19 protein-coding genes are annotated in these 19996 nt (G+C 45.1%); all 19 read right to left on the bottom strand.

The features are described 5' to 3' along the window. Positions 1-466: 466 nt before the first annotated feature. Positions 467-1354 carry a 4-hydroxy-tetrahydrodipicolinate synthase gene (gene dapA / locus ACRRU2_RS02500; RefSeq protein WP_432499820.1) on the bottom strand — a complete coding sequence of 296 codons (888 nt, stop codon included), beginning with the start codon at positions 1352-1354 and terminating at the stop codon, positions 467-469. 134 nt (positions 1355-1488) lie between these two features. Further along, positions 1489-2703: an aspartate kinase gene (gene dapG, locus ACRRU2_RS02495; protein ID WP_331698206.1), complete on the bottom strand. Its 1215-nt coding sequence runs from the start codon at positions 2701-2703 to the stop codon at positions 1489-1491. Between the two features lie 74 nt (positions 2704-2777). Beyond that, entirely contained in the window at positions 2778-3812 is a 1035-nt protein-coding gene (locus ACRRU2_RS02490) for an aspartate-semialdehyde dehydrogenase (RefSeq protein ID WP_432499819.1), read from the bottom strand. Positions 3813-3849: 37 nt separating this feature from the next. After that, a complete protein-coding gene (locus tag ACRRU2_RS02485) occupies positions 3850-4428 on the bottom strand; it encodes a dipicolinate synthase subunit B (RefSeq protein WP_331698209.1) in 579 nt (192 codons plus the stop codon). After that, positions 4428-5324, bottom strand: coding sequence for a dipicolinate synthase subunit DpsA (gene dpsA, locus ACRRU2_RS02480; protein WP_331698210.1), 897 nt, complete (start codon positions 5322-5324; stop codon positions 4428-4430). The genes ACRRU2_RS02485 and dpsA overlap by 1 nt, the downstream gene beginning before the upstream one ends. Positions 5325-5829: 505 nt before the next feature. After that, complete coding sequence (gene dut / locus ACRRU2_RS02475) at positions 5830-6276, bottom strand: dUTP diphosphatase (protein WP_331698211.1); 447 nt, start codon at positions 6274-6276, stop codon at positions 5830-5832. Continuing rightward, entirely contained in the window at positions 6257-7525 is a 1269-nt protein-coding gene (locus ACRRU2_RS02470) for a M16 family metallopeptidase (RefSeq protein WP_432499817.1), read from the bottom strand. The genes dut and ACRRU2_RS02470 overlap by 20 nt, the downstream gene beginning before the upstream one ends. Before the next feature lie 44 nt (positions 7526-7569). Continuing rightward, entirely contained in the window at positions 7570-8568 is a 999-nt protein-coding gene (locus tag ACRRU2_RS02465; protein ID WP_432499816.1) for a polysaccharide deacetylase family protein, read from the bottom strand. Between the two features lie 281 nt (positions 8569-8849). Continuing rightward, complete coding sequence (gene pnp, locus ACRRU2_RS02460; protein ID WP_331698214.1) at positions 8850-10952, bottom strand: polyribonucleotide nucleotidyltransferase; 2103 nt, start codon at positions 10950-10952, stop codon at positions 8850-8852. Positions 10953-11045: 93 nt separating this feature from the next. Then, positions 11046-11315, bottom strand: a complete 270-nt coding sequence (gene rpsO / locus ACRRU2_RS02455) for a 30S ribosomal protein S15 (RefSeq protein ID WP_331698215.1) — start codon at positions 11313-11315, stop codon at positions 11046-11048. A gap of 204 nt (positions 11316-11519) precedes the next feature. Further along, a complete protein-coding gene (locus ACRRU2_RS02450) occupies positions 11520-12467 on the bottom strand; it encodes a bifunctional riboflavin kinase/FAD synthetase (RefSeq protein WP_432499815.1) in 948 nt (315 codons plus the stop codon). A gap of 81 nt (positions 12468-12548) precedes the next feature. Next, positions 12549-13466, bottom strand: coding sequence for a tRNA pseudouridine(55) synthase TruB (truB, locus tag ACRRU2_RS02445; RefSeq protein WP_331698217.1), 918 nt, complete (start codon positions 13464-13466; stop codon positions 12549-12551). Continuing rightward, positions 13467-14459, bottom strand: a complete 993-nt coding sequence (locus tag ACRRU2_RS02440) for a DHH family phosphoesterase (RefSeq protein WP_432499855.1) — start codon at positions 14457-14459, stop codon at positions 13467-13469. Next, positions 14459-14815, bottom strand: a complete 357-nt coding sequence (gene rbfA, locus ACRRU2_RS02435) for a 30S ribosome-binding factor RbfA (RefSeq protein ID WP_331698218.1) — start codon at positions 14813-14815, stop codon at positions 14459-14461. The genes ACRRU2_RS02440 and rbfA overlap by 1 nt, the downstream gene beginning before the upstream one ends. 7 nt (positions 14816-14822) lie before the next feature. After that, on the bottom strand, positions 14823-17384 hold the full coding sequence (gene infB, locus ACRRU2_RS02430; RefSeq protein ID WP_331698219.1) for a translation initiation factor IF-2: 2562 nt from the start codon (positions 17382-17384) through the stop codon (positions 14823-14825). Between the two features lie 16 nt (positions 17385-17400). Further along, positions 17401-17733, bottom strand: coding sequence for a L7Ae/L30e/S12e/Gadd45 family ribosomal protein (locus ACRRU2_RS02425; protein WP_331698220.1), 333 nt, complete (start codon positions 17731-17733; stop codon positions 17401-17403). Next, positions 17723-18034: an RNase P modulator RnpM gene (rnpM, locus tag ACRRU2_RS02420; protein WP_331698221.1), complete on the bottom strand. Its 312-nt coding sequence runs from the start codon at positions 18032-18034 to the stop codon at positions 17723-17725. Before rnpM ends, ACRRU2_RS02425 begins: the two co-directional genes overlap by 11 nt. 61 nt (positions 18035-18095) lie before the next feature. Then, the gene (gene nusA / locus ACRRU2_RS02415) at positions 18096-19193 is read right to left on the bottom strand and encodes a transcription termination factor NusA (protein WP_331698222.1); all 1098 of its coding nucleotides are present in this window, start codon (positions 19191-19193) and stop codon (positions 18096-18098) included. A gap of 34 nt (positions 19194-19227) precedes the next feature. After that, complete coding sequence (gene rimP, locus ACRRU2_RS02410) at positions 19228-19689, bottom strand: ribosome maturation factor RimP (protein ID WP_432499813.1); 462 nt, start codon at positions 19687-19689, stop codon at positions 19228-19230. Positions 19690-19996: the final 307 nt, after the last annotated feature.

Below are 19996 nucleotides of genomic sequence, written 5' to 3'. Positions count from 1 at the left end.
TTCATTGCGACCAAAACGCAGTTGAAACATTACGTGTTGTACATATTTCGTTTTATTTATTTTGATTATTGTCAGATGCCGCTCTGACTTTAAAAATGCCAAGAAAATTTTACCGAACCCATTCACTTGTCATCATTATACATGATCAAAAAGACACTTTACAAGTGCTAGCCAAAATATCATGCGATACCGCTCATTCTTTACCAGCATTTTTTATAGTTTTACCGAGTATTTATGCGGTTATGCTTTTTTTGCAGCATCTTATTTTTTTATTGTTAAAATGTGCATTTCCTGCTTTATTTTAAAGTTCATATCTTGAAATTCAATGAATTGTTTTAATATGTATGCCCGTTTTTTTGATTTTTATGGTGAACTCAGGCGCTGCCTCCTAAAAAATGCCACTAATCATTTCAAAAAAGCCGGTGCATAGCGCACCGGCTTATAATTAGCGAGCTTGTAACCACAATTATTTGGAATAGGATTGCAAAAGCTCTTCAATAAATTGGGCTTCTCCTTCGTTCACCGTAATAAGCGGAAGTCTTACGCCTCCGACTGGGAAAGCTTTTAGACCAAGCGCATATTTTACAGCTACGGGATTTGGCACAGGGTTCGGACAAGCAAACATGCCTCTAAAAATTGGGTGCAGATTTCCGTGAAGCTTGGCAGCCTGCTGAACATCGCCGTTCAAATAAGCTTCGATCATCTGCTTCATCTTAGCACCCGCAATATGGCTGGAAACACTAATAATGCCATGTGCTCCAACTGCAAGTGCCGGCAGAGTCGCGCTGTCGTCGCCGCTATAAACCAAAAATCCTTCAGGTGCAGCACTAATAATTTGAGTAAGCTGATCGAGCGAAGCACAATCCTTCGTTGCAACAACGTTAGGGATTTGTGCAAGTCTAAGCGTAGTATCTACAGAAATATTAACTGCCGTTCTGCCTTCAACATTGTAAAGAATGACCGGCAGGCTTGTAGCCTCTGCAATCGCTTTGAAGTGCTGGTACAGCCCTTCTTGCGAAGGCTTGTTGTAGTAAGGCGCTACAAGAAGCACGCCATCTACGCCGCAGGCTTCTGCAGCCTTTGTCAATTGAATAGAGCCGGCTGTATTATTGCTGCCCGTACCTGCAATTATTTTGCAGCGTCCGGCAGCATGCTTGACTGCAAATCGAAACAATTCCTGCTTCTCATCTTCAGTAAGCGTAGGCGATTCGCCAGTCGTGCCTGAAACAACCAAGCTGTCGCTTTTTTGTACATCAATCAAATAATCGATCAGCTTTTCTGTTGTTGCCCAATCAATTTGTCCTTGTGCATCAAATGGAGTAACCATTGCGGTAATTAATCTTCCAAAATCCATCCTGACTCCTCCTAAGCCGTTTTGCTTCGCAAGACCAGAAAGCATGCGCCTTTGTTTTGCGAAGCAAAACTAATCAGGTTAAGCTTAAATCATTGGTTTGCGAACAGGTATAATATGAATAAAGCTTACAGCATCTATTTGTGAAGCTCAAATTTATTATGAAGGGTACGAACTGCTTCTTCCATTTCAGTACCTTGCACAAGCACCCATATCGTTGTGTTTGAATCGGCTGACTGCATAATAGCAATATTCTTTTCAGTTAATGCCTCGACAATTTTGGCCATAACCCCTGGCTGACCGTTCATTCCGCCTCCGATAATCGATACTTTCGCACAGCCCTTTCTTTCCTCAGGCTCATAGCCAATAGTCCGGAGCAGCTTGATGGCTTTGGCAGCATCTTTATCAAATACAGTATAGGTCACCTTGTTAGGCGTAACATGAATGAAATCAACACTAATTTGATGATCGGCCATTGTTTTGAATACGGATAAAGGCATATCGGTACATTGGTCCGGAGATTTGACAGTAAGCTGGGTTAACCCGGAATAATGAGCAATTCCAGTTACATGTCGATCATACAGCATTTGCTCGCTGCCTGTATACACCTGATCGCCTATCCATGTGCCCGTATCCTCAGAAAATGTCGATCGAATACGAATCGGCAGCCTTGCTTGCTGGGCAATTTCGACAGCTCTTGGATGAATAACCTTAGCTCCCTCTCTTGCCAAATTGCATATTTCTGCGTAAGAAACGGCCGACAACGGCTTTGCTCCTGTCACAATACGCGGATCAGCTGTTAAAACACCGACTACATCTGTATATATATCTACGATTTCGGCAGTCAGTGCAGCACCTAGCGCCGTTGCGGAGGTATCGCTGCCGCCTCTGCCTAATGTCGTTAATTCTCCCGCTTCAGAAACTCCTTGAAAACCAGTTACGATCACGATCGTTCCCGCCTCCAACGAAGCTATTAAAGCTTTGGGGCGGATTTCCAAAATTTTGGCATTGCCAAACTGTTCATCCGTTATAATGCCAGCACCGGCTCCCGTATAAACATGAGCCGGCAGTCCGCGTTCTTGCAGCATAGCGCAGAGCGTCACTGCGGATATAGTTTCGCCGCAGCAAAGCAGCAAATCGCGCTCACGAGAAGATAGCGGCTCTTTCTCGCTATACACAAGCTCCAGCAACGTATCGGTTGCATAGGGTTCTCCTAATCTGCCCATTGCTGATACAACAACGACAACTGCGTAGCCATTATTGCGTTCACGTATAATGTGGCTGATTACTTGTTCCCTGCTTTGCTTGGTTGTAAGCGAGGAGCCGCCGAATTTTTGAACGAGGATGCGCATACTGTATACCTCCCAGAGCCTGCAGGCTCTTATAGCTGGCGGGCGATATACGCGCCTCAATGAGACTGTTTAGATTAACCTTTTACGATTTCTTCTGCAATTTGAACTGCATTCCAAGCCGCGCCTTTTAACAGGTTGTCAGAAACAATCCACATATTCAGGCCGCGATTATGCCCAAGATCACGTCTTAGACGGCCAACGAAAACATCCGGCTTGCCAGCTGACTCCGTAGCAAGCGGATACTGCTGGCTTGCAGGATCGTCAACAAGCGTAACGCCTGGCGCATTCGCCAGCAGCTGCTTTACTTCCTCAAGATCATAGTCATTCTTAAGCTCAACATATACCGACTCAGAATGGCCATAGACAACCGGAATACGCACGCAAGTTGCGGTTACTTCGATGGACTCGTCGCCAAGAATTTTTTTAGTTTCATTGACCATTTTCATTTCTTCGAATGTATAACCGTTATCTGTAAACTTATCAATTTGCGGAATGGCGTTAAACGCAATTTGGTGCTTCACAGGAAGTGCTCCTACAGGCAAAATAGCCGGATTGACTTCTTCTTCAGCAAGTGCTGCCTTCGTTTGGCGAAGCATTTCAGTTATAGCGCTTGCGCCTGCTCCTGAAACAGCTTGGTAAGTAGATACGATAACACGCTCAATTCCATAACGGTCCAAAAGCGGCTTCAAGGCAACAACCATTTGAGTCGTAGAGCAATTCGGATTGGCAATCAGGCCGTTATGCTCACGGATTTTGTCAGCATTAACCTCTGGAACGACAAGTGGCGTATTTACATCCATGCGATAAGCGCTAGTATTGTCGATACATACTACTCCACGCTCTATAGCATGGCTGGCCAGCGCCTTCGTAACATCTCCGCCTGCGCTGAATAAAGCAATATTTATTCCATCAAAGCTTTCAGGCTTTGCTTCTTCTATAGTAACCTCTTGACCCTTGAACTGGACTTTTTTGCCCGCAGAACGTGCTGAAGACAATAGCTTAAGTTCCTTGATCGGGAAGTTTCTCTCTTCAAGTAATTTAATAATTTGTTCCCCTACTGCGCCTGTTGCTCCAACTACCGCAACATTAAACAATGTTTGACTAGACATATGCTTTCTTCTCCCCTCACAATAATAAATCTGTTTACTAGATTAATATAGGCTGCAGCTGCTCCCCTTGAAGCGCTGCCTCGCACGCTTCCATAATTAAATCCATTTTTGCCACGAGTGAATTAGGCTTTTGCACCGGATTATCTTGTCCGAAAGGTACAAAATAAATATTTTTGGCGACAAGCAAACGAGCTATATTCGCTGCGTTTAATCCAAGGCCGTCATTAGTAGAAATCGCTAGGACAACAGGTCTGCGATTTCTCATTTGAGCTTTGGCGGCCATCAGCACTGCGCTATCTGTTTGCGCATTTGCCAATCTGCTCGTTGTATTGCCCGTACAAGGCGCGATAACCAGCACATCAAGCAGCTTAGAAGGCCCAAGCGGCTCGGCTTGCACGATTGTTGATATAATTTCATTGCCTGTAATCGAGGTCAGCTGCTCCTGCCATTCCTTGGCTGTACCGAATCTAGTATCCGTTGTCACTAGCGTTTGCGATACAATCGGTATGACTTTCGCGCCAGCATCGACGAACCGCTGAATTTGCGGCATTACCTCTGCAAATGTACAATGGGAGCCAGACAATGCATAACCTACTGTTAAACCATTCCAATCCATTATTCATTCCTCCGATTGCTAATATCGTCCATCATCAACTGTACTAAACAATCCGCTATGATTCGTCCAGCAGTTTGAGGTGCAACGATACCTGGCAATCCGGGGGCTAACAACGCTTTTACGCCGTATTTTTCCGCAAAGGGAAAATCTGTGCCTCCTGGCTTTGATGCGAGGTCTATAATGACCGCATGCTTCGGCATTTTTGCGATAATTTGCGCTGTGACTATCATAGTCGGAATTGTATTAAAAATCAAGTCAATCTTGCTTACATGATGTTGCAAATCACTGATATAGAAAGGGTCGAGCCCCATTTCAAACGCTCTGGCGTAATGCTCTGAGCGCCTGACGCCTACCTTGACTTTAGACCCTAGCGCTTGCAGAGCCCTAGCCATTGTAAATCCTGTACGGCCTAACCCTAACACGATGGATGAGGAACTATGAATTGTAAACTCTGTATTTTCTATCGCCATTTTCAGGGCGCCTTCGGCAGTCGGTATCGAATTATAAATAGCAACATCATCACGTTCAAACAATTCGACCAGCTTTAATCGGTGCATCGCGCACAGCTGCTGCAAATAAGGTCTGGCCATGCCTGTATAAATTACAGCGTGCTTCGGCAGCTGCTCGGCAAGCTCATTCGTCAGCTTTAAAGGGCTGTTGCCAAATGGCGCAGCGACTTCACCTTGCTCGTCAGTTCCAGCTGCAGGCAATATCAATACATCTGTCGTGGCAAAGACCTCTTTGTCACAAGAACAAAATGTAACAGGGCCATAATCTGCCTCGTATTGTTCAAAGCCGCATACGAAGACTGAAGCTTCCAGCTCGTTAAGCTTTCTAATGACTTCGACTTGTCTGGCATCGCCTCCAAGCAAAAGCACCTGTATGCCTGTAAACATCGAGCATCACTCCCTTCTATCACTAAGCTACATGGATAAACGGCTCCGCCGTCCTTTGGACTGGCGCGTTTACCCATGAAATATAAGAACAGATATAAGGTACAAACACTTATACTTTCTTATATTTTAAAATATACTATGCCTTTGCCCAGTGCATGGTGATAAGAAGAAATGATGCGCTTCAAGAAATAACGATGCAGTCCTTTTACTTTTGCGTTAACTTTTGAATTATCGTTGATCAAGTCATTTGCGGAGCATGAGCGAATAATTGTACAATTTTTCTTACATAATCCCCCAACTAAAACGCTTTGATTGGGGCTTCGACGCTTTTTGTACGAAACTGGAAGTTTAATAATTAGAGAAAAAGGCTTCGGTCCCCCTTTTTTTTGACCCGTGCGTTTTAAATTAAAAAAGCTGCGCTTAAGGAGCATCAATTCTCCTTAAACACAGCTTAAACCGAGTAACTCAGACGGTTGAAAGGTACAAATAAATGTATATGAAATTATTAATTAACACCTGTATGTCCAAACCCGCCGCTGCCTCTTACGGTATCAGGAAGCTCGTCAGTCTCTACGATTTGCACGCTTGGCAAAGTCTGAAATACCATCTGCGCAATACGCTCGCCGCGTTTGATGACAAATGGCTCCTGACCTAAATTGATGAGCAGCACCTTAACCTCACCGCGATAGTCGGCATCGATGGTGCCCGGCGAATTCAAGCTGGTAATGCCATGCTTGTATGCAAGTCCGCTGCGCGGACGAATTTGCGCTTCCATATTGGCAGGCATCGCCATTGAAAAGCCTGTCGGAATAAGCTGGCGCTGTCCTGGATTTAGCACTACATCTTCAGCCACAGCAGCGTGCAAATCAAAGCCTGCCGCCCATTCTGACATTTTTTGAGGCAATGCTATATCCTCATTGCCAGCCAATCGCTTAAATAGAACCTGTTGCAAAACTATTCCTCCTTATATTAGCTGCATCTTTATCATTTGTACCGACAGCAGCTACTGCAAATGGAACCGACAGCATCCGCTGTGTAACGAATGCAACGTCTTCCATCGTAACCTTATCAATGCGTGCAAGCATTTCATCAAGCGTGAAATGCCGTCCCAGCATAAGCTCGTTTTTACCTAGTCTGTTCATCCTGCTGCTTGTACTTTCGAGACTCAATATCAAGCTGCCCTTCAGCTGCTCTTTCCCGCGTGTCAGCTCGTCCTTGGACAGGCCGTTCTTCTGCAGCAGATCCAATTGCTCCATCGTCAGATCAATGACTTCCTTCGTCTGTTTTGGAGCGGTTCCAGCATATACCGTAAAAAGCCCTGTATCCGCAAATGACATATGATAAGAATAAACGGAATAGGCCAGTCCGCGCTTCTCTCTTATTTCTTGGAACAAGCGGGAGCTCATTCCTCCGCCAAGGGCGTTGCTTAACAGTATCATCGCGTACAGCTGCTGATCTTTAAAGGAGCATCCCGGAAAAGTAAGACAAATATGCTGCTGTTCTGTCTTTTTCTTATAAAATATGTAGTCGCCTACAAATAACGGAGCCTCATTGCTCACTTCTTTGCTGGAGTGCAGGTTAAAGCCGCCAAAATATTGCTCTAGCAGCGTCAGCAATTTCTGCTCTTCAACGTTGCCGGCAACACTAATGACCGTATTCTCAATCGTGTACATTTCGTTCATATACTGTCGTAAATCCCCAGGCTTCATATCGATCAAACGATCTTTGATTCCCAAAATGGAATAAGCTAGCGGATGATCTCCGTAAGAAGCGCGCGCCGCTTCATCATGCACTTTATCGTCAGGCGTATCCTCATACATTGCGATTTCTTCCAAAATCACGTTTTTTTCTTTCGCCAGCTCTTCTTCATTCAGCTCGGAATTAAAAAACATATCAGACAATGCATCAACAGCGATAGGCAAATGCTCATCCAGCACTTTTGCGAAATAGCATGTATATTCTTTGGAGGTAAATGCATTTACATTGCCACCTATGCCGTCGAATACATCTGCAATATCTTTTGCTGTTCGAGTTGCTGTACCTTTGAATAGCATATGCTCTATAAAATGTGAAATTCCGTTATTGTTAGTCGATTCATTGCGAGAGCCAGTTTTCACCCATATTCCAAATGATACCGAACGGACAGTAGGCATATATTCAACCACTACTCGCAAACCGTTGCTAAGCATATATTTCTTCACAAGCGTCCTCCTAAACTATGAATAAGTCCACTATATCAGAATCGCTACTTCCCCTCAACTGCTCCGGCATCAATACGCTTGGACGACAAGGTCTGACTGACAGTACCGATTGCATATCCTCTTTTTTTAGCTGCTTTTATCATCCCGGGCAAAGCATCGCGCGAGCTGGCAGTAGGATGCATCAAAATCAGTGCGCCAGGCTCCAAGTGATTCGTAATTTTTGTTACTATAGAGCTTGCAGGAGGCTTGCGCCAATCAACCGTATCGATCGTCCATAAAACCGTTTGCAGCCCCTGCTCTCTTGCGATTTGTACGGTAGCCTTATTATAAGAGCCTGACGGCGGGGCAAACAGTCGATTTTTGACCTGCAGCACCGACTCCAGCAGCTGTTCTGTCCGCTGTATTTGCGACTGCTGCTCCGCTCGGCCAAGCAGCTTCATATCCGGATGCGAATAAGCGTGATTAGACATTTCATGTCCTTCGGCTTGAATCTGCTTTGCTATATCCGGATTTTTTTTCAACCAGCTTCCATCGAGAAAAAAAGTAGCCTTCACATTCTCATCCCGTAAAGTTTTTAAAATAGCTTCTATGTACTCATTGCCCCAAGCTACGTTAATCATAAAGGAAATCATTTTTTTATTCGGATTGCCGCGATAAACAGGATGAGCCCCCAGCTGTTCAAGCTTTATGTCCGGCTCAACCTCTGCATAATGAAATGGAATAATGTCTGAGTTTGGGTTTAATCGGGCTGCCTGGAACGTTTTCTCTACATCCACTTCCAAGCCGTTATAGCCAGGTATAGCATGCCATACACGATCGATTCTTGCATTAATAGGAGCGATATACTGGTTTTTTGCTTCTGCAACAATGCGCTCATACAGCTGCTCCTCTGCCTCAGTGCGCTTGCTGCTCCAAACCAACTGGCTTTCCTTGCTGCTCTTTAGGCTTTTTATAAAAAAGGCCACATCTGAATTTAACCGAACAAAAATAAGCAATGCTAAAATAGTGCAGGCAATAGCCGCACCTTTACGCATCCATAACATTGGCATCACTCCATTTCATGCCGCCTGGCGAGACAAAAATACTCGTACAAGCAGCATCATGCTTATCACCAATGTATGACAGCTTGGACGCTGTTATGTAAACATTTTTTTATCAAGGATAAAAGGCTCCGCCGTCCTTTGGACAGGCGCGTTTACCGATGAAATATAAAAACTGATATAAGATTACAAGAACTTTACTTTCTTATACTTTAAAATAAAAAAGAGACAGATTTCATCTGGCTCTTCGAACGTTTTGTATGGAAGGGAAATTCCATCCAATCCTAGGATTGAGCTGGAACTTCCGGCGTTAATACCGCTTTGCGCGACAAATTAATTCTGCCTTGCTGGTCGATTTCCGTTACTTTCACAGTAATTTGATCCCCAATTTTCACTACGTCCTCTGTTTTGGCAACACGCTCAGTGGACAGCTGCGAAATATGAACAAGACCGTCTTTATTTGGCAATATTTCAACAAATGCGCCGAACTTCTCAATGCGCTTTACTGTGCCCAAATAAACTTCGCCGACGACAACCTCTTTGACGATACCTTCAATGATCGCCCTTGCTTTTTTGTTCATTTCTTCATTAGAAGAAGCGATAAACACCATACCATCTTGCTCGATATCAATTTTAACGCCGGTTTCTTCTATGATTTTGTTAATGATTTTACCGCCTGCACCGATAACATCACGAATTTTATCCGGATTGATTTGCAGCGTCAAAATTTTCGGAGCATATTGAGATAGGCTTGTTCTTGATTCGGACATAACTTCAAGCATTTTGCCCAAAATGTGCATACGGCCTTGGCGTGCCTGCTCAAGCGCTTGCTCAAGAATGCTGCGATCGATGCCCGCAATTTTAATATCCATTTGGATGGCAGTAACACCCGCTGGCGTGCCGGCAACTTTAAAGTCCATATCGCCAAGATGGTCTTCCATGCCTTGAATATCGGACAGGATCGAGAATTGCTCGCCATCTTTAATCAGTCCCATTGCAATGCCTGCTACTGGCGCTTTAATTGGAACACCTGCATCCATCATCGCCAGCGTGCTCGCACAAATGCTTGCTTGTGAGGTAGAACCGTTGGATTCTAGCACCTCGGACACTAAACGAATTGTGTACGGGAATTCTGACTCAGACGGAATAACTTTGGATAGAGCGCGTTCACCAAGAGCACCATGTCCAATTTCGCGACGGCCTGGAGGACGAAGCGGTCTAGCCTCGCCAACGCTGAATGGCGGGAAGTTATAATGATGCATGAAGCGTTTTGTTTCTTCCGGCGATATGCCATCCAAAATTTGAACGTCTCCCATTGCACCTAGCGTACAAATGCTTAGCGCTTGCGTTTGTCCACGAGTAAACAAGCCCGAACCATGCGTACGCGGCAGCAATGCTACATCGCACTCAATCGGACGAATTTCCTCAAGCGCTCTGCCGTCTGGTCTTACTTTATCATGAGTAATCAAGCGGCGAACTTCTTCTTTTACAATATCGTACAGCACTTCTTTTACGTCAGCCATCAGTTCTGGACTGTCAGCGTAAATTTCTTCAAAATGCACAACTGTTCTGTTGTTTACTTCGTCAATAGCATCTTGACGGGCATGCTTTTCTGCAATTTTAATAGCAGCGACAAGATCTGCAGAAGCATATGCTCGTACAGCCTCATTAACAGCTTCATCTACTGCATGCAGCTGAACTGCCATCTTGTCTTTTCCTGCAATAGCTTGAAGCTCATTAATTGTTGCTACAATCTTTTTAATTTCTTCATGGCCGAACATTATCGCTTCCAGCATAACGGTTTCAGACACTTCATTAGCCTCTGCTTCCACCATCATGATTGCGTCGTTCGTTCCAGCTACGACTACGAAAATATCCGTTTCCTGCTCCTGCTCAACCGTAGGGTTAATCATATACTCCCCGTTAATACGGCCGACGGTAACACCGCCTATTGGCCCATTAAAAGGAACATCAGAAATAGCCAGCGCCGCAGAAGTTCCAATCATGGCCGCAATTTCTGGCGAGCAGTCCTGATCCACGCTCATCACGATATTAGCAATTTGCACATCGTTGCGGAATCCTTCCGGAAATAGCGGACGTATAGGCCGGTCTGTCAAACGGCTGGATAGAATCGCCTTTTCGCTAGGTCTGCCTTCCCGCTTAATAAATCCGCCCGGGATTTTACCTACTGCATACAAACGCTCTTCATAGTTTACAGTCAGCGGAAAAAAATCTAGATCCTTCGGCTCTGTTGATGCTGTAACAGTACAAAGCACAACAGTATCGCCATATCGCACAGTAACTGCAGCATTTGCTTGCTTAGCCAACCGGCCCGTTTCCAGGGACAGCGGTCTTCCGCCAAGCGTCATCTCTACACGGTGTATCATTTAATTCCTCCTTTTCCTATTACAAAAAGCAACCCGATTCCTATTATCATGTCGATAACCGGGACAATCAGGTTGCTTTTCATGTCGCTTGTTTTAACGGCGAAGGCCGAGTTTTTCAATCAGTGCGCTGTAGCGTCTGATATCTTTGTTCTTCAAGTATGCCAACATTTTACGACGTTGACCTACCATCTTAAGCAAACCGCGACGGGAATGATGATCTTTCTTGTGCTCGCGCAAATGCTGCGTCAAGTTAGAAATATTCTCCGTCAGGATAGCGATTTGTACCTCTGCAGAACCAGTGTCACTCGCGTGTGTTTTGTGCTCTTCGATCAATTCTTGCTTACGCTCTTGTGTAATTGCCATCCTCATTCACCTCCTTTTCATAATCGCCAATAGCCTCGTTGCCGTCGGTGAGATCATGCACCCAAGCTATGGTTCAACTGCTATATTATACAATTGTATAACAAGCAATAACGATGTAAAGTATACCATATTGTCTCTTCGTTTGTCGAGCGATTTCCTTTACTCAAACATAAACAGCTTTGACGCACCTTCGAAAGATGCTTTTTACCGCCCTACGCTAACGATGCTTTTTGCTGTTTCGGCATCCTTATTAATTTGAGCAATTAACTCCGCAACGGATCCGAAGCGCTGCTCTGATCTGATGAAATCAATAAAATGTACGGTTACAGCTTCCCCATAAATATCTTGATTGAAATCAAACAAATGAGCTTCCATGACAGGCTTAATGTCTTCTTTATTAAATGTTGGCTTAATTCCGTAATTTAATACACCGCCGTACATTTTCCCATTCACTTCTGCCTTAATAGCGTAAACGCCCAGCTTTAAGCCGGCATAAGGATCATTAAAGCGTAAATTAGCAGTTGGAAAACCAATTGTGCTTCCCCTGCCGTCGCCACGCTCGACTGTGCCTGTAATGGTATATGGTCTGCCAAGCAGCCTTTCTGCATGCTTCAAATCGCCTTCCTTAAGCAGCTGCCGGGTAAATGTGCTGCTCACCTTTTGGCCATTATCAAATAAAGGCTCTACGACAGATACGCCGATCTGCGGCAAGCAGAGCTCCTTGAGCATGGCAGGATCACCAGCTCCGCGACTGCCAAATCTAAAGTCAAAACCGACAGTGATATGCTTTACATTGAGCTTTTTTATTACTTCATCAATAAATTGCTCAGGCGATACAGACGCAAATTGCAAATCAAATTTCATAACAAAAACAACTTCAACGCCGAGCTTGGCAAATATCGCTGTTTTATCATGAAGCGGGGTTAAGCATTCGTCATAATGAGCGCCTCTGCCGAGCACTGCTTTAGGATGAGGAGTGAATGTCATAACGGCTGCCCGCATATTATTTTGCTGCGCAACTTTAACAGCCTGTCCGATCACATTTTGATGGCCTTTATGTACCCCGTCAAAATGGCCGATAGCAAGCGAAAGCTGTGTATTAAGTGTAAGAGGCAAGTTTTGTAATGGATAGCTTATTGGTATAATGTCCAATGCTGAAACACCTGCATTCCTGATGAACTATTCGGCATTGCCTTATTTAAAGCCTTGAATAGATCTGCATCTGCGATAAACTTAAATAGCAGAAAACACTTTAATCGGCTTCAAAAGACTAGCTGCCGTATCTATTTGAAAAATGCCCAAAAATATTCTCGAACGATTGTACAGCCGGACAATTTGCCCGTTCTCCCATTCAGCTTGTTGAATATTTGCCGCTTGCAGCCGAATCTTCTGGCCCTGCAGCGCGCGCTCCCCTATAGCATCATCAACAACTGACTCTGGGATATGAGAGATCGCTTCATCAGCAGCCAGCAAATGATCGGTTAGCTTATCGGCTTGCGCCAATTGCTCGATTTGCTCGATTGTCAAGCAGCTCTCTTCTGTTATGCCGCCCGACATAGTACGAATGAGCTTTGCCATCGTTGCGGGTACTCCTAAAGCTTTGCCTATATCCACACATAAAGTACGAATATAAGTGCCCTTGGAGCATTCCACAGAAAACGTTATTTCCGGTTCCTCCGCCTGCAGATTCGTGCTGAGCAATTCGATTTGATATATATGCACTTTACGAGATTTCCGCTCAACCGTCTTTCCTTCTCTAGCCAACTCATAAAGCCGCTTTCCGTCGACTTTAACGGCTGAGAACATGGGCGGCACCTGATCAATTGTCCCTTCAAACCTGGTCAGCGCTGCTTGTACCTGCTCAAGCGAGACTGAAACATGATCAGAGCGCTCTATAACATCTCCCGTTATATCCTCTGTATCTGTTGCAATGCCCAGCCTTAAAGTAGCCGTATAGGCCTTGGGCCTGTCCTGCACATATTCTACTACGCGCGTAGAACGGCCTAGACATAAAGGAAGTACGCCCGTAACCATCGGATCAAGCGTACCGGCATGACCAATCCGCTTCATCTTCAATAGTCGGCGTACTTTTGCTACTACATCATGAGAAGTCCAACCTTCCGGTTTCCATACTGCCAAAATGCCGTCCATCTACATTACCAACGCCTTTCTGACAGCTTCCACCAATTGTGCAGTAGCCTCTTCAATCGTGCCATCAAGCTTGCAGCCTGCCGCTCTTGTATGACCCCCACCGCCAAACTGCTGCGCAACCTGCGCCACATTCGCTTTTCCCGCAGAACGCAGACTTGCCTTCAGCGATCCGTCTTTACTCTCTTTAATCAAAATGCCAACCTCTACTCCGTCCACATTAAGCGCATAATTGACGATGCCCTCAATATCTTCCGAGACAGCCCCTGTATTCTTCATATCCTGTTGATCGATATAAAGCCAGCCTATTTCAAGGTTGTCACTGAAAGTAAGACGATTAAGCGCGAGCTGCAGCAATTTAAGCTTGCCGATCGTCATTTTTTCCAGCAGCCAGTCTGCCAGCCAATAGCCAGATACTCCAACCGCCAGCAGCTTTGAAGCAATTTCCATTACCCGTGGGCTAGTATTCGAATACCTAAATCCACCTGTATCAGTAATTAAGCCTGTATAAATTGCGGTAGCGCAATCCAGATCAAGCGGTTGCTTGGCAAGCTCAATCAAATCAAACAAAATTTCTACTGTTGCAGCGGCATCAGGCCGTATGACATTGACAGCGCCGAAGCCGTTATTCGTAGGGTGATGATCTATATTAAGTAATTGCGAGTTAACCCCGAATGATCGGCTGACTTCGCCTATTCTGCGAAAGTCGGCACAATCAACAGCGATTATACGGTCGAACGATTCTTGAAATTTATCTTCACTGTAGCGTTCGATACGATCAAAATCGTATAAATAATTCAAGCGGCTTGGCAGTTCGCTTTCGTTAACTAGCACAGAGGCTTTGCCAAGCTGTTTGAGAAGCCAGCTGACGGCGACGGTTGAGCTGATAGCGTCGCCGTCCGGCTGGACATGAGAAACTACAAGAAAAGAGTCACCTTCAAGAATAAAGGCCAGCGCCTGCTCCAGCTGTTCCATATATTCCTTGTGGGCCGTCATCATTGCTTATCATTTCCATTATTAATTTCGTCAAGCAACGACTCGATACGGCTTCCGTACTCGATACTGTTATCGAATTTGAACAGAAGCTCTGGGGTATGGCGAAGCTTCATACGTTTGCCAAGCTCTGAACGAAGGAAACCAGTCCCTCTTGCCAGCGCTTTTAACGTAGCTTCTTTTTGCTCATCATTGCCAAGTACGCTCAAATAGACGCGCGCTTGAGACAAATCGCTTGTCGTCTCTACACCTGTTACCGTAATAAAGCCGATGCGCGGATCTTTAAGCTCCATTTGAATAATTTGACTCAGCTCTTTTTTAATTTGCTCGCTGACTCTGCCTACTCGAATTTTTGCCATGCTTAAATCACCTCTCTACTGTCTCCATGACAAATGCTTCGATAATATCGCCTTCTTTGAAGTCGCTGAAACGCTCTAACGTTATACCGCATTCGAAGCCTTGGCTAACTTCCTTGGCATCATCCTTGAATCGTTTCAACGAATCCACTTTACCAGTATATACAACTATGCCGCTTCTAACCACTCTAGCCTCAGCATTTCGCGCTACTTTTCCATCGGTTACCATACAACCGGCGATTGCACCTACACGAGTAACCTTAAATACGTTGCGCACCTCAGCATGGCCGATAACGACCTCTTTATAAATCGGATCAAGCAAGCCCTTCATAGCTTGTTCAATTTCTTCAATTGCGCTGTAAATAACACGGTGCATCCGAACATCAACCTTCTCAGAAGCGATTGTAGCTTCTGCTTGCGGATCCGGACGAACGTTAAAGCCAATTACGATCGCATTCGATGCGGATGCCAAAATAACATCAGATTCCGTAATAGCTCCTACGCCGCTATGAATAATTTTGACACGGACGCCTTCTACTTCGATTTTGGCCAGGGAGCCCTTAAGTGCTTCAGAAGAGCCTTGAACGTCAGCTTTAATGATAACATTCAGATCTTTAATTTCGCCTTCTTTAATATGGTTGTAAAGATCGTCCAGCGTAACTCGAGTATTGGCGCCGATTTCGCTTTGACGGTGCTTCACCGCACGGCGTTCAGCAATTGTGCGCGCTTTGCGCTCATCTTCAAACACAAGGAATGGATCGCCTGCATGAGGCACTTCCGTCAAGCCGGTAATTTCAACAGGCGTTGAAGGTCCCGCTTCCTTCAAGCGGCGGCCGCGGTCGCTTACCATTGCTCTGACACGGCCGAAGCAGTTGCCCGCCACGAAAGCATCGCCAATGCGAAGTGTGCCGTGCTGAACAAGTATTCGGACTACAGGCCCTTTACCTTTATCAAGCTCAGCTTCAATTACTGTACCGCGAGCACGCTTGTTAGGGTTTGCTTTGAAATCATTAACTTCAGCTACAAGAAGAATCATTTCGAGCAAGCCTTCGATTCCGATACGCTGCTTCGCTGAAATTTCAACGAAGATCGTATCTCCGCCCCATTCTTCAGGGACAAGCTCATACTCCGTCATTTCTTGCTTGATGCGATCTATATTAGCTTCAGGCTTATCGATTTTGTTGACTGCAACGATAATTGGAACGCCGGCAGCTTTGGCATGGCTGATTGCTTCAACGGTTTGCGGCATAATGCCGTCATCCGCTGCTACTACAATAATAGTAATATCAGTAACTTGAGCGCCGCGTGCACGCATCAACGTAAACGCCTCATGACCCGGAGTATCAAGGAACGTAATTTTCTTGCCGTTGATTTCTACCTGATAAGCACCGATATGCTGGGTAATACCGCCAGCCTCGCCGCTAGATACATTTGTTTTGCGAATGGAATCAAGAAGCGTCGTTTTACCGTGATCGACGTGTCCCATAATTGTGACGACAGCAGGGCGAAGCTTAAGATCTGCATCATCATCTACTTCTTCGATCGTTTCAAACGCATCTTCTTCCACTGGAATTTTCACTTCAACTTCTACGCCGTATTCATCAGCAATTAGTTGAATAGCTTCCATTTCCACTTCTTGGTTAATCGTAGCCAAAACACCTAAAAACATAAGCTTCTTGATTACTTCAGAAGCGTCTTTATGAAGCAGCTTTGCTAGATCACCCACCGTTAACGTGCCGCGAACGATAATTTTCTTAGGTGTATTGTCGATTTTTTCGCGAGGAGGCTGTGGAGCCTGCCTATTATTGCGGCCACGATTATTACGGTTGTTACCTCTAAAATTATTTTGACGGTTTGAGTTATTGTCATCAAATTTCCTTTGACCGCCCTTACCGCGATTCGAACTATTGTTGTTTGAAGAATATCTGTCTTCAGAACGGTTTGTTTTATCTTCCGTGCTCGTTCTTCCCTGCGGCTGCTGCTGATTGGAACGGGCTGCAGAATCTGTGCGCGTATTGTTTTGCTGCTTTTGTCCGCCTCCATGATTGGAATGGCTGCGGTTGCCGCCTTGACCTTGACCAGCTGAACGTCCAGCTTGAGACGACTGATTACTCGAGCCCTCTTGGTTCGATCTATGCTGACCGCCGCGATTGCCGCCCTGCTGATTGGAGGAGCTGCGCTGTGCGCCTGTGTTATTGTTGGAACGGCCTGCCGGTCTTTCAGCTGTCCGTACACTTTGTGTCGCTGCTTGCTTTTCTTCTTTTGGCTGCGACTGATTAGAAACTGTAGTATTAGTGTTTTGTTTTTGTTCTGATGTTTGAGTTGTCATATTAATGGATTTCATTGGCCCCTGTCTATCTTGATTTGTAGGTTTTGCTTCTTGAGCGCGCTTAGCAGCTGCATTGGCCTTGATGTCACGGAAGAAACCTTCTACCTTTTGCACCATTTCAGGCTCCATTACGCTCATATGGTTGTTGACTGGAAGATCCAGCCGCTTCAATATTGTAATAATTTCTTTACTGCTCATATTTAAAGACTTTGCATATTCATAGACGCGCAGTTTATCTTTCATATCCTTACTGATTTTGTTATTGCTCAATAGGATCCACCTCCGTATAATAGCTCAAATGACTCGCAATCATAGCTGCAAATTGCGTATCCGTAATCGCCAGTACTACCCGATCTGGTTTACCAATTGCTTTTCCCAGCTGTTCGCGGTCGAATGCTTCGGCGAGTTGTATTCCGTAGGTGCGGCATTTATCTGCAAATTTCTTTTTGGTATTGGATGAAGCATCGGCGGCGATAATAACGAGCTTGCACTTGCGCTGCCGGACTGCCTTGAGAACAATTTCATCGCCAGAAATCAGCTTCCCTGCTCTCATCGCCATGCCCAGCTGCGAAAGACTTTTATTAGTCTTCATCTCCAGCCAGCTCCTTATTAGCGATAAACCGCTCCTCTACTGCAATAAACTGTTGCTCTAGTTGTTCGTAAATCGCCTCACTGACAGATTGTTTCAAAGCTCTATCGAGAGCCTTGTTTTTTCGAGCCAACTGAAAGCAACCTACTTTACCGCATAAATAAGCGCCTCGCCCCGCTTTTTTACCCGAAAGATCTATCATAATCTCTTCGGCCGGTGTCCGTACAACCCGAATAAGCTCCTTCTTCGGCATCATTTCCTGACAGGCTACACATTTTCGAAGCGGTACTTTTCTTGGTCTCACCGCACACCCCTCCTTTGCGAAATCGATCGTCCTTTACTAAGGACCCGCTTGCTTAAAACGATCAATCAAAGGAAACCGAATCTTGATGCATCGTTTCTGCTGATGTTTTAGGACGGCCAAATTCCTGCTCGGCTTGCGACTCGCTTTTAATATCAATTTTCCAGCCAGTCAATTTAGCGGCAAGCCTTGCATTTTGACCTTTAATCCCGATCGCAAGCGATAATTGATAATCCGGCACAATTACTCGCGCCATCTTCTCCTGCTCAAACACGATAACCTCAAGCACCTTGGATGGGCTAAGCGCATTGGCCACATATTCCTCCACATTGTCTGACCAGCGCACGATATCAATTTTCTCGCCTTTCAGCTCAGTTACGATCGTTTGCACACGCAAGCCCTTCTGGCCTACGCAGGAGCCAACCGGATCAACCTCGCTATTGCGCGAATGCACAGCGATTTTCGAGCGAAAGCCCGCTTCGCGAGCTACTGAGCGAATTTCTACCACGCCGTCATAAATTTCCGGCACTTCCAGCTCGAACAAACGCTTAAGCAGGCCCGGATGTGTTCGGGATAAAATAATTTGAGGGCCTTTCGTCGTGTTTTCCACTTTAGTAATAAAGGACTTCACACGATCGCCATGCTTGAATTTATCTGTCGGCATCAGCTCAGTCAACGGCAGCACCGCTTCCACCTTGCCTAAATCAACAAACAAATTACGTGTATCCTGACGCTGCACGATACCGTTGACAATATCCTCTTCCTTATCAATAAATGCATTATAAATAAGGCCTCGTTCAGCTTCACGAATTCGCTGGGTAACGACCTGCTTTGCCGTTTGCGCTGCAATACGGCCAAAGTCACGCGGTGTTACCTCAATCTCCGCAATATCATCCAGCTGATAATGCGGATTAATTTCGCGAGCCGCTTCAATTGATATTTCAAGACGCGGATCAAGCACCTCATCTACTACTGTTTTGCGAGCATATACCTTAATAACACCGCTATGTCTATTAATGTCTACCCGCACATTTTGCGCAGTATTGAAATTACGTTTGTAGCTTGAAATTAGCGCTGCTTCAATCGCTTCAAGAAGCACATCCTTAGCTATACCTTTATCACGTTCTATCTCATGTAATGCTTCAATAAAATCCATACTCATTGGAACGATGTTCCTCCCTTCATAATCTTGTACACTAGAAAACAACTGCAAGACGTGCGCTTGCTACTTTTGCATATGGAATCGTATGATCTTTTTTTCCTATACGAACAACGACATTCTCGCCATCGAATGCCTCTAGGTAGCCTTCAAATTCTTTTAGTCCGCCAATTGGTTCATAGGTTGTAATAAATACATGCTGGCCGATTGCTTTATGTACATCCTCAGCCTTTTTAAGCGGCTTCTCTGCGCCTGGGGAAGAAACTTCAAGAAAATAGGCCTCCTTGATCGGATCCTCCTTGTCCAACTGCTCGCTGACGTACTCGCTAATACGACCGCATTCATCAATGTCGATTCCGCCGTCCTTATCTACGAATAATCGTAAAAACCAGTTGCTTCCTTCTTTTACATATTCAATGTCAACCAGTTCAAAGCCATGTTCATTGAGATAGGGTTGTACCATAGCCTCAACAGCGGATTTGATATGGGATGTGCTCAAATTAAAATAACCTCCTGTTTGTTGCGCGCTAATGAGAATTTTTCCATTACAAAACGTAAAGAGTGGGTTTCCCCACTCTTCTGCATCAAATGTCACTATCATCATTTCCACAAAAATTATATCATAATCAACGAAGAGTGACAAGAAATGATTTCTAGCTGTCTAAAACACAACTCTAAAACGCTAACGGAGACTTTCGATTAATTGTGGAGAAAAGCAGCAAGCAATAGAAAGGGGGACCACTGCGATCAAAAATGGGATTCCGACCGCTGTTGTTGCGCACAATTAATCGACAGTCCCTTAATGT

The sequence above is a fragment of the Paenibacillus sp. GXUN7292 genome (assembly GCF_050864975.1).
Classification (GTDB): Bacteria; Bacillota; Bacilli; order Paenibacillales; family Paenibacillaceae; genus Pristimantibacillus.
Note: the sequence above shows the minus strand (reverse complement) of the source record. Positions and strands in the feature narration are given on the sequence as shown.

Bases quoted from the DNA above. Each gene is read 5' to 3' on its own strand.
- ACRRU2_RS02440 (WP_432499855.1), bottom strand. From the start codon at position 14,459: ATGACGGCCCACAAGGAATATATGGAACAGCTGGAGCAGGCGCTGGCC.
- nusA (WP_331698222.1), bottom strand. From the start codon at position 19,193: ATGAGTATGGATTTTATTGAAGCATTACATGAGATAGAACGTGATAAA.
- truB (WP_331698217.1), bottom strand. From the start codon at position 13,466: ATGGACGGCATTTTGGCAGTATGGAAACCGGAAGGTTGGACTTCTCAT.
- ACRRU2_RS02485 (WP_331698209.1), bottom strand. From the start codon at position 4,428: ATGGATTGGAATGGTTTAACAGTAGGTTATGCATTGTCTGGCTCCCAT.
- dapG (WP_331698206.1), bottom strand. From the start codon at position 2,703: ATGCGCATCCTCGTTCAAAAATTCGGCGGCTCCTCGCTTACAACCAAG.
- ACRRU2_RS02425 (WP_331698220.1), bottom strand. From the start codon at position 17,733: ATGAAGACTAATAAAAGTCTTTCGCAGCTGGGCATGGCGATGAGAGCA.
- pnp (WP_331698214.1), bottom strand. From the start codon at position 10,952: ATGATACACCGTGTAGAGATGACGCTTGGCGGAAGACCGCTGTCCCTG.
- dpsA (WP_331698210.1), bottom strand. From the start codon at position 5,324: ATGTTTACAGGCATACAGGTGCTTTTGCTTGGAGGCGATGCCAGACAA.
- rbfA (WP_331698218.1), bottom strand. From the start codon at position 14,815: ATGGCAAAAATTCGAGTAGGCAGAGTCAGCGAGCAAATTAAAAAAGAG.
- ACRRU2_RS02465 (WP_432499816.1), bottom strand. From the start codon at position 8,568: ATGTTATGGATGCGTAAAGGTGCGGCTATTGCCTGCACTATTTTAGCA.
- rpsO (WP_331698215.1), bottom strand. From the start codon at position 11,315: ATGGCAATTACACAAGAGCGTAAGCAAGAATTGATCGAAGAGCACAAA.
- ACRRU2_RS02490 (WP_432499819.1), bottom strand. From the start codon at position 3,812: ATGTCTAGTCAAACATTGTTTAATGTTGCGGTAGTTGGAGCAACAGGC.
- infB (WP_331698219.1), bottom strand. From the start codon at position 17,384: ATGAAAGATAAACTGCGCGTCTATGAATATGCAAAGTCTTTAAATATG.
- dapA (WP_432499820.1), bottom strand. From the start codon at position 1,354: ATGGATTTTGGAAGATTAATTACCGCAATGGTTACTCCATTTGATGCA.